This window comes from Gammaproteobacteria bacterium (assembly GCA_011682695.1).
Lineage (GTDB): Bacteria > Actinomycetota > Acidimicrobiia > Spongiisociales > UBA4744 > BMS3Bbin01.
The window spans coordinates 12,681-25,435 of record JAACED010000010.1 but is presented as its reverse complement, the minus strand read 5'-3'; the positions used below and the strand labels follow the sequence as shown (position 1 = coordinate 25,435).

7 protein-coding genes are annotated in these 12,755 nt (G+C 64.0%); 5 read left to right on the top strand and 2 right to left on the bottom strand.

All coding sequences use genetic code 11. The annotated features are described in order from the left end of the window. Nucleotides 1-35: 35 nt before the first annotated feature. The 5 genes from GWP04_03005 to GWP04_02985 all read left to right on the top strand — a co-directional run bounded on the left by GWP04_03005 (nucleotide 36) and on the right by GWP04_02985 (nucleotide 6,501). Entirely contained in the window at nucleotides 36-1,793 is a 1,758-nt protein-coding gene (locus GWP04_03005; protein NIA24519.1) for a thiamine pyrophosphate-binding protein, read from the top strand. Beyond that, a complete protein-coding gene (locus GWP04_03000; protein NIA24518.1) occupies nucleotides 1,786-3,129 on the top strand; it encodes an aminotransferase class III-fold pyridoxal phosphate-dependent enzyme in 1,344 nt (447 codons plus the stop codon). Before GWP04_03005 ends, GWP04_03000 begins: the two co-directional genes overlap by 8 nt. After that, on the top strand, nucleotides 3,126-3,911 hold the full coding sequence (locus GWP04_02995) for a TIM barrel protein (protein NIA24517.1): 786 nt from the start codon (nucleotides 3,126-3,128) through the stop codon (nucleotides 3,909-3,911). The genes GWP04_03000 and GWP04_02995 overlap by 4 nt, the downstream gene beginning before the upstream one ends. Continuing rightward, entirely contained in the window at nucleotides 3,911-4,900 is a 990-nt protein-coding gene (locus GWP04_02990) for a Gfo/Idh/MocA family oxidoreductase (protein NIA24516.1), read from the top strand. Before GWP04_02995 ends, GWP04_02990 begins: the two co-directional genes overlap by 1 nt. A 173-nt stretch (nucleotides 4,901-5,073) precedes the next feature. After that, complete coding sequence (locus GWP04_02985) at nucleotides 5,074-6,501, top strand: aldehyde dehydrogenase family protein (GenBank protein ID NIA24515.1); 1,428 nt, start codon at nucleotides 5,074-5,076, stop codon at nucleotides 6,499-6,501. Between the two features lie 32 nt (nucleotides 6,502-6,533). Here GWP04_02985 and gltD read toward each other — a convergent pair whose 3' ends face one another. After that, nucleotides 6,534-7,973, bottom strand: coding sequence for a glutamate synthase small subunit (gene gltD, locus GWP04_02980; protein ID NIA24514.1), 1,440 nt, complete (start codon nucleotides 7,971-7,973; stop codon nucleotides 6,534-6,536). Next, nucleotides 7,973-12,583, bottom strand: coding sequence for a glutamate synthase large subunit (gltB, locus tag GWP04_02975; GenBank protein NIA24513.1), 4,611 nt, complete (start codon nucleotides 12,581-12,583; stop codon nucleotides 7,973-7,975). Before gltB ends, gltD begins: the two co-directional genes overlap by 1 nt. Between the last annotated feature and the right edge of the window lie 172 nt (nucleotides 12,584-12,755).

Sequence of the window (12,755 nt, the reverse complement as noted above, 5' to 3'; positions counted from 1 at the left end):
GGTGATGTGAACGCCATCTGAAGGAGGACACCAAAATGCCGAAGACGGGCGGCGAGATTCTCGCCGATTATCTCATCGCAGAGGGAGTGCCGTACGTGTGCGGCATCCCCGGACACGGGAACATGAGCATCTTCGACGCACTGAAGGACCGGCAGCGCGACATCACTCTGGTGAAGTCCAGGCACGAGCAGTCGGCTGCCCACATTGCCGACGCCTACTGCCGAGCGAGCGGCGCTCCACTTGCCACGGTCACTTCGATCGGACCCGGCTCGGTGAACACCATCGTCGGCTTGGCGACCTCGTTCGTCGATTCGATTCCGGTGGTGGCGGTTACCGGTGGCCCGCAGACCTACATGGACGGCACCGGTGTGCTGCAGGAGATCGAGCGGCACGCCGACGCGGACTTCTCGAACCTGATGCGCCCCGTGGTGAAGCGCAGCTTCGTGGCCCATCGCGGCGACCGGGTTCCGTCGATCATCGCCAGGGCCTTCAACGAAGCGCTCACCGGTCGACCGGGTCCGGTACATGTCGAGATGCCCATGGACGTCCAGTCGGAGGCCGTCGAGGCCCGGGCCTTGCTGCCGGCAGAGCGGCGCCCTGTCGGCAGAGCGCGGCCAGATCCCCACGAGGTCGAACGGGCGGCCCGGTTGCTCATCTCTTCGGAGCGGCCGGTGATCCTTGCCGGGGGAGGGTGTGTGCGCGCCGATGCTGCGGCAGAGCTGCGGGCGCTCGCCGAGTTTCTGCAGGCACCGGTCGTGACGACGATGATGTCCAAGGGCATCCTCCCGGAGGATCACGCGTTGTGTGCCCAGCACACGGGTGCGTGCGGTACGTCGTGCGGCAACGCGCTCACCGCCTCCGCGGACGTCATTCTCGCGGTCGGCACGCGCTTCGCGGAGCAGACGGCCTCGTCGTACGTCCCGGGCAAGTCATTCAACATACCGCCGACGAAACTCGTCCACCTGGACATCGATCCCTACGAGATCGGGAAGAACTACCCGGTCGCGGTCGGGATCGTGTGCGATGCGAAGACCGGTCTCGCCGACCTGCTGGATGCGGTCCAGAGCCTGACGGGCGGGCGGCTGGACCGCAGAGACTATGTCGCCGAGGTACATGGCCGGACCGAGGAGTGGTGGAAGATGGTCCGGGCCCGGTGGCGTGAGGACACCCTGTCGATGAGCCGGGTCCTCGCCATGATCCGGGATGCCATGCCGCGCGAGACGATCGCGATCGCATCTGCCGGACATCCGCAGATCCAAGCCTTTCAAGAGTTCCCGGTGTTCGAGCCGTGGTTGTCGCCCGGTGGCTACTCGACGATGGGGTACACGCTCCCGGCGTCGATCGGGACCAAGCTCGGGAAGCCCGAGCACCCCGTCATCGCTCTTGCCGGTGACGGCGACCTGCTGCAGACCGTGCAAGAGCTGCACCTTGCGGCCGAGCTGGGCGTACCCGTCGTGATTGCCTGCCTGAACAACGCCGGCTGGGTGTCGATCCGTGACTTCCAGCGAGGCATGTTCGGTGAGGAACGACCGGTGGCCGTGGACTTCGTCAAGGCTGACGGGTCGTCGAACCCGATCGACTTCGCCGGCGTCGCCAGGGCCATGGGGTGCGAGGCCGAGACGGTCACGGAGGTGGGCCAGGTGAACGCAGCGCTCGGGCGGGCCCAATCGAGCGGGGGTCCGTACCTCATCGACTTCCGTCTCAGCCGGGATCCCGCCGACACGGAGAACATCAACGTCGGGCACTGGGATCTCCCGAAGCCCGCGTACCTCGGAGGTGAGAGTGATGGGTGAGGAATCGCTGCTGCGGTTCTACGGATCCTACGAAGAACTCCGCGAGGTCTCTCAGCGTTACGTACTCAAGAGCATGGGCGACGAGCCGATCGGTATCGCCAGGGCACAGGGTGTGTGGGTCACCGCCGCAGACGGGAGAGAGTACCTCGATGCCATTTCCGGTGAATGGGTCGTCAACCTCGGATACAACCACCCGAAGATTCGGGAGGCGGTGCTGGAGCAGATCGGGAACACGGAGTACACGACGCCGGTGTGGGAGTCCGAGGCGCGGACACGGCTTGCCGAGAAGCTGGCGGCACTGGCGCCGGGCGACCTCTCGAAGACGCTGTACGCGCTGTCGGGAGGTGAAGCCGTCGAGGGAGCCATGCACATGGCGATGCGGACGACCGAAGGCACCGACTTCGTGTGCCTCGACGGGGCGTTTCACGGCAGGACCTTCGGCACGATCCCGTTGAGCTACGTGTATCCGGGCATGTACGAAGGCTCCAACAAGGGGTTGGACAGCTATCTGAAACGTCAGATCAGGGTGCCGCAGTACTACTGCTATCGGTGTCCTCTCAACCTCGAGCGGGAGACCTGCGGGCTGGCGTGCGCCGAGTTGATCGACTGGTCGCTGGAGCGGGCGCACACGCACAAGCCGGCCGGCGTGATCGTCGAGACGTTTCAGGCGAACGGCGGCATGATCCCCGCGCCGGACGGGTACATGGAGCGCGTCGCAGAGATCTGCAAGGATCGAGAGGTTCCGCTGATCGTGGACGAGGTGCAGGGAGCGTTCTGCCGATGCGGCCCGATGTTTGCGAGCGAGAACTACGACATTGAGCCCGACATGATCGTGCTCGGCAAGGCCGTCGGCGGTGGGTTCCCGGTGTCCGCGACGCTGGCGACGCCCGAGTACGCCAACCTCGCAGCCTGGGAGTACGGCTTCACGATGTCCGGTCATCCCGTGTCGTGCGCTGCGGCCATCGCCATGATCGAGGTGATGGAGGAGGAAGACCTGCCGGCGCACTCGCAGGAGATGGGGGCGATGATCGTCGACCGTCTTCGCGACTTGCAGGAACGCTCCGGCTTCATCGGTGATGTGCGGGGACAGGGCCTCATGATCGGTATCGAGTTGGTTGAGGACGCGGTCACCCGTGAGCCTGCCTTCGAGAAGGCTGCGGAGGTCGTCCATGCTTCTCTCGAACGAAGTCTGATGGTTGGGCGCACCGGCCCGGTGTTCGGCGATCTCGGTAACACGATCAAGCTCAAGCCGGCAGTCAACTCGACCCGGGACGAGCTCATGGAGATGGTCGATCGCTTCGAAGCGGCTCTCACCGACGTGGGGGCGCTGCCGTGAGACGCCCCATCGCGTTCCTCGCCGAGATCGGATTTGCCGCGATGCCGGCCGGCGAGGTCGCTGCGGCGATCACCGGAGCGGGCTACGACAGCATCGAGTGGACCATGGCGCACATCGACGACTTCATCGAACCGGCGTGCGCTATCGCGTGCCAGCAGGATCTGGTCACCGACCCTGTCGGCGGACTCGAGCGCACGAAGTCCGCGATCGACGTGGCCGCGCGGCGCGGCGTTCCGACGGTCAACGTGCTCACTGGCCCAAACCTGTGGGAGGACGGTGCCGTGGAGCGCCACGACGAAGCCGCGTGGGCGGATTCGCTGCGGGCCCTGGAGGCCGCGTGCGCTCATGCCGAGCTTCTTGGCGTCAACGTCGCCTTGGAGCCCTGCTGGGGCACGTTGGCCCACGATGCGGCCACCATGCACAGGGTGCTTGCCGAGGTGCCCTGCATGGTCAACTTCGATCCGAGCCACTTCGTGATGGAGGATGACGACATCCCCGGGTTCGTGCGTGACGTAGGCGATCGAATCGTCCATGTCCACCTCAAAGATGCCTTCGGAGTACCGGGCGTGGAGGGAGAGGACTTCCTCTTCTGTCTGCTCGGTGAGGGCAAGGTGCCGTGGCCGGAGTTCTTCGCGGCGCTCGACGACGTCGCGTACACAGGCCCCCTCTCGGTCGAGTTCGAGGCTTATCGGTACCTCGATCAGATACTCGGGAACGACCCCATCGCGGCAGCACGTCTCGCGATGGACCAGGTACGCGCTCTTGTCCCGGAGGTCGCCTGATGGTGGGCGTCGGCCTGGTCGGTCTCGGGGAGATCGGTCAGGTCCATCTCGCCGGACTGCGGGAATCGGCACAAGTCGGACCGGTGGCGATCTGTGATCTCGATGCAGACCTGGTGGAACGGTCTCGGGGCGACGAGCGGGTAGCCGCGTCGCTCGACGAGTTGCTCGCCGACGATGACGTCGAGGTCGTCGACATCTGCCTGCCACACCACCTCCATGCGTCCTACGCGTTGCAGGCGCTGGCGGCCGGGCGGCACGTGCTGCTCGAGAAGCCGATGGCGATGTCCGTGGCCGAGTGTGACCAGATCCTGGCCGGCGCAGCGGAGGCGGGCCGCAGGGTCGGCGTGTCACACAACCAGTTGTTCTACGAGCCTCACCGCATGCTCGCCGGGATGCTGGAGCGTGGCGACCTCGGCGACCTGCGGACGATTCGGGCAAGGCTTGCGATCGGGGGCAAGTACGGTGGATGGCGATCGGACCCGGCTCAGGCCGGCGGTGGCCTCCTCATGGACGCCGGGGTCCACCGTGTCTATGTACTCGACGCGCTGGGAGGGCCGATCACCGCCGTCACCGCAGTGATGGACCGACCGGGGAGCGAGGATGTGTACTCGATCCTGTTCGAGTTCGCCACGGGTGCGATCGGCACGATCGATGCGACCTATGGCGGTCCGGTTGGCCTGTTCGACGATCAGATCGAGGTGGTTGGTACCGAGGCGATCGCCCGTGTGACCGGATGTGAGGCTCTCTTCGAGGGCTTTGCAGCCGGCCCGGCGCTCCGGGCATGGCGCAACGGGACCTGGACGGAGTACGACTCGGCCGACGACTGGGCCGGATCGGTCAAGGCGTCGGTAGACGGTTTCTGTGCAGCGGTGGTGAACGGGACGGAGCCTCCGGTGACCGGCGCCGACGGCCGTCGGATCGTACAGGTCATCGAATCCGCCTACGAGTCGGCACGAGAAGGTCTTCGTATCGGAATCGACATGAGCTGATCCGACCGATCAAGGAGGTCCCCACCACACAGATTCGCGAATTTCCACCGCCCGAGATGAAGGGGAGTCGCCGAGAGGCACCTCACTACATGCACCACTCGGCGGGACGTCGACCGGTGGGAATGCGAAGAAATGAGCAGGAACCGTCCAAACCAGCCAGATAGGAGCGAAGAGTGACACGAGCCGCCGTTATCAACAGTCGCATCCACGATTGGTCCTCCGAAGGTGGCCCTCTCATAGAGCGCACCGAGCCTTGGACCGGCGAGCCTCTCGCGGCGGTGCGGGAGGCTTCCTGGGAGGATGTCGCCCTGGCCTGCGAGATCGCGATGCCGGCACAGAGAGAATGGGTCGCTCTCCCGTTGGCGGAAAGGGAGTTGGCGCTTCGTTCTATCGCGGATGAGCTCGAGCGTCGAGATGACCTTGCTGTGCTTCTGGCACGGGAGGTTGGCAAGCCGATCGTCGAAGCTGAGGGGGAGGTGGCTCGGACCGTCGCCATCTTCCGCTTCTACTCGAGCATGCTTCGCGTCGGTATCGGCGAGGTTCTCCAGGGCCCGGTCCCGTCGATGCGAGTGTTCACTCGGCGGCGCCCCCTGGGCGTGGTGGGTCTCATAACGCCATGGAATTTCCCGCTGGCGATTCCGGCCTGGAAGATGGCACCTGCTCTCGCGGCCGGAAACGGTGTGGTACTCAAGCCGGCCACTGCCGGTGCCGGAGTGGCGGCTGCACTGATGGAATGCGTTGAGAAAGCGCCGATTCCCGACGGACTGGTTGCGCTCGTCACGGGCAGGGGCTCCGTCGTTGCGGATGCTCTGGTGGGGGATCCGCATATTCGCGGAGTGAGCTTTACGGGCTCTGTCGAGGTGGGTCGAGCGATACGAGTGGCGTGTGCCGAGCGAGGCATCCGCATACAAACAGAGCTGGGGGGTCGGAACCCGGCGATCGTTCTTGCCGATGCCGACCTCGAGGCAGCGGCTGCCGCGGTGGCCGGTGGGGCGTTCGGCTACGCCGGACAGAAATGCACCGCTACCCGAAGGGCGCTGATCCAAGACTCCGTGTACGACGACGTTCAAGCACTGTTGACGGCGGCCGCCGAGAGGATGGTGCCCGGAGATCCCCTCGATCGCGCCACCGTCGTCGGGCCTCTCATCAGCCGGCGGGCCGCCGATGCCGTGCGGGCGTCGATCCGCGAGGCGGTCGAAGCCGGGGCAGAACTCATATGGGGGGATCCGGAGGGCGATGGCGACGTTGTCGTGCCGACCATCGTGAGCCGTGTGCCTGCCGACGTCGACCTCGGCTGCGACGAGGTGTTCGGTCCGGTCCTCGTGCTGGAGCCCGTGCGCGATCTCGACCATGCGATCGCCAGTGCCAACGCAACGCCGTTCGGTTTGTCGGCCGCCATCCACACCGCGAGTCTCGCCTCGGCAGCGAGATTCGAAGCAGAGATCGAGGCCGGCGTCGTGGTTGTGAATCGTCCTACCTCCGGTGTCGAGCTTCATGCGCCCTTCGGGGGAATGAAGGCCAGTGGGTATGGGTGGCGGGAGCAAGGTGTGGTCGCGTTGGATTTCTACTCGGAGCTCCAGGCGATCTATGAGGCCATGTAACCGGAGGGCGGTACCGGCGGCGCGATCGAGGCTCAGCGGGGAAGGTCGCTGTGGCCCATCAAGTATTCGTCGACTGCGCGCGCACACCGACGACCCTCGTTGATGGCCCGTACGACCAACGACTGGCCGCGGCGCATGTCACCGGCCGCAAAGATGCCGGGCACGCTCGTCTCGTAGTCGTCGGCGTTCGCAGCCACATTCCCTTGCTGATCGAACTCGATGCCGAGTTGCTCGAGCAGGCCCTCATGGACGGGGCTGACAAACCCAGTTGCCAACAGGACGAGATCCGCTTGCAGTTCGAACTCGCTTCCGGCGACTTCGGTCATCACCCAGCGGCCGTCAATCTGCTTCCAGTCGACGCCGACACCTCGCAGCATCTCGATCCGCCCGGCCGAGCCCTCGAATGATGTGGTCGCCACCGACCACAACCGCTCACACCCCTCGTCGTGAGACGTAGACGTTCGTAGCTTCGTCGGCCAGTTGGGCCAGATGAGCATCTTGTCGGGATGATCCGGGGGCCGTGGTAACAGCTCCAGTTGCGTGACGAAGGCAGCGCCCTGGCGGTTCGATGTCCCGACACAATCGGCGCCGGTGTCGCCACCACCGATAACCACGATGTGCTTGCCCTCGGCGGTGATCGGCTCCAGATCACCGAGGGACTCGCGGCCAACCCTTCGGTTCTGCTGAGTCAAGAACGACATCGCAAAATGCACGCCGTGGAGATCGCGCCCGGGGATGACGAGATCTCGCGGCTTCTCACACCCGGCCGCCAGCACCAGCGCGTCGTATTTGTTGACGAGACGCTCCACCGGCACGTTTACACCGACATGGCTGTTGACACGAAACTCGACGCCCTCTGCCTGCATCTGTGCCAGCCGGCGGTCGATTACAGACTTGGCGAGCTTGAAATCCGGGATCCCGTAGCGGAGAAGGCCCCCGATCTTGGGGTTCTTTTCGAACACCTCGACCTGGTGACCGGCCCGGGCCAACTGCTGCGCCGCGGCCAGACCGGAGGGCCCCGACCCGATGACGGCGACGCGCCTGTCAGTGTGCCTACCCGGGATCTTGGGGTCGATCCACCGGTTCTCCCAGGCCTTTTCGATGATCGCGTGCTCGATCGTCCTGATGGTCACCGGGGCATCGTGGAGGTTGAGTGTGCACGCCTCCTCGCAGGGAGCCGGACAGACCCGGCCGGTGAACTCGGGGAAGTTGTTCGTCGAATGCAGCACGTCAACGGCCTCACGCCAGTTGTCCCGGTATACGAGGCGGTTCCAATCGGGAATGATGTTATGGATCGGGCAGCCGGAATGGCAGTACGGGACGCCACAGTCCATGCAACGGGATCCTTGCTTCGCCAGCGCTTCATCCGTCAGTGGAATCGAGAACTCGCGATAGTTTTTGCGGCGCTCCTCCACCGGCAGGTAGCCACGCTCCTGGCGATCGGTCTTCTGAAACCCTGTCGGCGAGCCCATCACACGCTCCCCACCGTCAGCGTGCGCTGCTGCATCGCCCGCCGATACTCCACCGGCACGACCTTGTAGAACCTGGGCAGGTAATCGTCGAAGTTGTCAAGGATCTCCTCGGCCCGGGAACTGTTCGTGAGGTGGGCGTGGCGGGCGATGAGGGTCTTCAGCCGCCACACGTCGTGTCTCAGCGGATCGGCGAGAAGCTCCTCCGGAGTGGGGTCATCGGTGACTTCGAGCGGGGCACCGTCGTCTGCCGCGACTCGCTCGATCTCGACCATGTGGTGATTGACCCGCTGCTCGAAATCGCCGGCATCGTCGATCACGTATGCGATCCCGCCGCTCATCCCGGCTCCAAAGTTCCTGCCGGCCTTGCCGATTACCACGACACAGCCACCGGTCATGTACTCGCAGCCGTGGTCGCCAATTCGTTCGACGACGGCAATGGCGCCGGAGTTCCGGACGGCGAATCGCTCCCCGGCCCCGCCGTTGAAGTAGCAGTCGCCGGAGATGGCGCCGTAGAGCACCGTGTTGCCGATGATGATGTTCTCCCGTGGGACGATCGGGCCGGAAGGTTCCGCCTCGATGATGATGCGACCGCCTGACAGCCCCTTGCCGACGTAGTCGTTGGCGTCTCCTTCGAGGTGAAGCGTGATGCCGTGAGCCAGCCAGGCGCCGAAGCTCTGTCCGGCGGTCCCGTTCAGCTTGATGTGGATCGTGTCATCGGGGAGACCGGCGTGACCGTATCGACGGGCAACCTCACCCGACAGCATTGCGCCAACGGCAAGGTTCGTGTTGTTCACGGAAGTCTCGATCGACACCGCCTGCCGATTCTCGAGAGCCGGCATCGCCTTCTCGACGAGACCGTTGTCGAGAGCCCGATGCAGAGCATGTTGTTGCTTTCCGGTGTTGCTGATGGCGATACCAGGTCGGGGCCGAGGCTTGAACAGGACCTTGGAGAAGTCCAGACCCTGAGCCTTCCAATGCTCGATTGCGTCCTTTGCGCGGATGCGATCACTTTGACCGATCATCTCGGCGAAGGTGCGGAAGCCCAACCTGGCCATGATCTCTCGGGTCTCTTCCGCAATGAACATGAAGAAGTTGACGACGTGCTCCGGCTTGCCGGGGAAGAGTTTGCGCAGCTCGGGGTCTTGAGTGGCCACACCGACCGGGCATGTGTTGAGGTGGCACTTGCGCATCATGATGCAGCCCTCGGAGATGAGAGCGGCGGTGCCGAAACCAACTTCGTCCGCCCCCAGCAGCGCCGCAATCACGATATCCCGGCCGGTGCGGATGCCACCGTCGGTCTGAATCGCGATCCGTCCCCGCAGGCCATTGGCGACCAGGGTCTGGTGCGCCTCGGCCAGACCTATCTCCCAATGCGAGCCTGCCTGCATCACCGAGGTGAGGGGGCTGGCGCCCGTGCCACCCTCATTGCCCGAGATGAGGACATGGTCGGCGTGTGCCTTGGCGACACCGGCGGCAATCGTGCCGACACCGACCTCGGACACCAGCTTCACGCTGATGCGGGCTGTCGGGTTTACGTTCTTCAGATCGAAGATGAGCTGCTTGAGGTCCTCGATAGAGTAGATGTCATGGTGAGGCGGGGGTGAGATCAGGCCGACGCCCGGTGTCGAGTGGCGCACCTTGGCGATCCACTCATTGACCTTGTAGCCGGGAATCTGGCCTCCTTCGCCGGGTTTGGCACCCTGGGCCATCTTGATCTGGATGTCGTCGGCGTGTACCAGGTACTCGGTCGTCACCCCGAAGCGACCCGATGCGACCTGCTTGACCGCGGACCGCATGGAGTCCCCGTTCTCCAGGGGAACGTACCGGCTCGGTTCCTCGCCACCTTCGCCCGTGTTCGACTTGGCTCCGAGCCGGTTCATCGCAATTGCGAGATTGGTGTGGGCCTCCCACGAGATCGATCCGAACGACATGGCGCCGGTCGCAAAGCGCTTTACGATTTCGCAGGCGGGCTCGACCTCCTCGAGAGGGATCGGTTCGTCGAGGAAGTCGAGTTCGAATAGTCCCCGGAGGTTCTTCAACTTGTGGGTCTGGTCGTTGACCATTGCGGTGTACTTCCGGAAGAGGTCATAGTCACCAGATCGGACCGAGTGCTGCAGCGTGGAGATGGTGTCCGGGGTCCAGACATGCACCTCGCCCTGCATCCGGAACGCATAGTCGCCGCCAACATCGAGACCGGGGGTGAGATATGTCTTGGTGCCAAAGGCAACTTTGTGGCGCCGCACCGTCTCGGCAGCGATCTCGTCGAGACCGATACCCTCGATCACCGAGGGAGTGCCCGTGAAGTACCGCTCGACGAACTCGGTGTTCAAGCCGACGGCATCGAAGATCTGGGCACCGCAGTAGGACTGGAACGTTGAAATACCCATCTTCGACATCACCTTGAGCATGCCCTTGTTGAGCGCGTTGGTGTAGCGCCTCTCGGCCTCTTCCGGGGACGGGCTGCCGGGCAGCTCGTCAACGAGAGCATGGATGCTGTCGAATGCAAGGTACGGGTTGATGGCCTCGGCGCCGTAGCCACCGAGCAGGCAGAAGTCATGAACCTGGCGGGCCTCGCCGGTCTCGACGACCAGTCCCACTTCGGTTCGGAGACCGGCCCTGATCAGATGGTGGTGAACGGCTGCGGTCGCCAGCAAGGCCGGGATGGCAATCCGATCCACCTCCAGGCGACGGTCGGACAGGATGAGGATGTTGCGACCCTCGCGTACCGTCTCGATGGCCCGATCGCACAGTCTCTCCAACGCTGCTTGCATACCGGCGGCGCCTTCGCCGGCCGGGTAACAGATGCTCAGCTTGCGGGTCCGGAAGGCATCGTCGACATGGTTCTCGATGCGGCGAATCCGTTCCAGATCCACATTGGTGAGGATCGGGTGCGTGACCTCCAGCCGCTTGTGGGTGCCACCGGTGTTGAGATCGAGCAAGTTGGGTCGAGGCCCGATCAGAGATACCAGCGACATCACCGTCTCTTCCCTGATCGGGTCGATCGGAGGGTTGGTGACCTGGGCGAATCTCTCCTTGAAGTAGTCGTATAGCATCTTGGGACGGTCGGACAGCACCGCCGGCGGTGTGTCACGGCCCATTGACCCGATGGGGTCTTTGCCTTCGGAGGCCATCGGCTTCAAGAAGAACTCGATGTCCTCGCGGGTATAGCCAAAGGCCTTCTGAGCATTGCGCAGGGTCCCCGCATCCGGTCCCATGGCAGCGACCTCCGGCGGAAGCTCGGCAATATGGATCTGGGTTTCGTCGAGCCATTGCCGGTATGGCTTCGCCCCGGAGAGAGAGTTCTTGAGTTCCGCATCATCGATGATGCGTCCCTGTTCGAGATCGATCAGCAGCATCTTGCCAGGTTGGAGGCGCCACTTCTTGACGATCTTCTCTTCGGGAATGTCGAGTACGCCCATCTCCGACGCCATCACGACCAGGTCGTCATCGGTGACGAAATACCGGGCCGGGCGAAGCCCGTTGCGATCGAGGGTGGCACCGATCTGTCTGCCGTCGGTGAACGCCACGGCGGCGGGCCCGTCCCACGGTTCCATCAGGGCGGCGTGGTATTCGTAGAAGGCTTTGCGCCCGCTGTCCATCAGCGGGTTGTCCGCCCAAGCTTCGGGGATCATCAGCATCATGGCGTGACCGAGGGGATACCCGCCCGCCAGCAGCAGGTCGAGTGCATTGTCGAACGTTGCCGAGTCTGATGCTCCATCTCCGATCAGGGGCCACAACTTCTCGAGGTCATCGCCAATGATCTCCGAGGACATGTTCTGCCGGCGAGCCATCATCCAGTTGACGTTGCCCTGGACCGTGTTGATCTCACCGTTATGACACAGATAGCGGAAAGGCTGCGCCAGGCGCCACGACGGGGATGTGTTCGTCGAGAACCGCTGGTGGATGAGCGCAAGAGCCGATTCGGTCCGCTCATCGGCGAGATCCTTGTAGTACACGGCGAGTCTCTTGGCCAGCATCATGCCCTTGTACGTGATGGTCCTGGCCGACATCGAGGTCACGTAGAACTCGCCTCGTCTTATGAGGTAGGGAGCGCGTTTCTCCAGCTGGACATGGGCCTGTTTGCGAATCACGTACAGCTTGCGCTCGAAATGATCGGCATCGACGATGTTCTCGCCACGGCCGATAAACAGCTGGCGGATCACCGGTTCGATGGGCCGGACACTCACTCCGAGGCATGACGAGTCTACGGGAACGTCACGCCACCCGAGTAGCTGCTGGCCCTCGCGTATCACCAGCTCGGTCAAGAGGTTCTCACACACGACGCGGTCGACGGGATCCTGGGGCAGAAAGATCAGTCCAACACCGTAGTTACCGGGTTCCGGAAGGCGGACTCCCTGTTCCGCCATCTCGGGCCGGAAGAATCCGTCGGGTATCTGAAGCAGCATCCCGGCACCGTCACCCGCCAACGAATCCGCTCCGACTGCACCGCGATGCGTGAGGTTCGCGAGCACCGTCAGCCCTTGAGTGATGATCTGGTGACTCTTGCGGCCCTTGATGTCGGCAACGAACCCGATGCCGCACGAGTCGTGGTCGAGGGCAGGGTGGTAGAGCCCCTCTGCCTGCCGAATCTGCTGATGATCCCTCTTCATGCTTCCTCACATCCGGCCGGTAGTCGACCGGCCGGTTCTGGGTGAGAGTACCCAGAGGTCGGTCGTTCTGCGAAGAAGAGGGCCGTGGGAGGTAGCTCACGACGGGACTCCGGTTTTCCCGCCATTGTCACCGAGACCGCACCGCAGGCTCCACCTGTCGAGGGTGTGGTGG

What these genes read in the sequence shown, in the direction of transcription:
- GWP04_03005 (NIA24519.1), top strand. Translation starts at nt 36, where the DNA reads ATGCCGAAGACGGGCGGCGAGATTCTCGCCGATTATCTCATCGCAGAG.
- GWP04_03000 (NIA24518.1), top strand. Translation starts at nt 1,786, where the DNA reads ATGGGTGAGGAATCGCTGCTGCGGTTCTACGGATCCTACGAAGAACTC.
- GWP04_02990 (NIA24516.1), top strand. Translation starts at nt 3,911, where the DNA reads ATGGTGGGCGTCGGCCTGGTCGGTCTCGGGGAGATCGGTCAGGTCCAT.
- gltD (NIA24514.1), bottom strand. Translation starts at nt 7,973, where the DNA reads ATGGGCTCGCCGACAGGGTTTCAGAAGACCGATCGCCAGGAGCGTGGC.
- gltB (NIA24513.1), bottom strand. Translation starts at nt 12,583, where the DNA reads ATGAAGAGGGATCATCAGCAGATTCGGCAGGCAGAGGGGCTCTACCAC.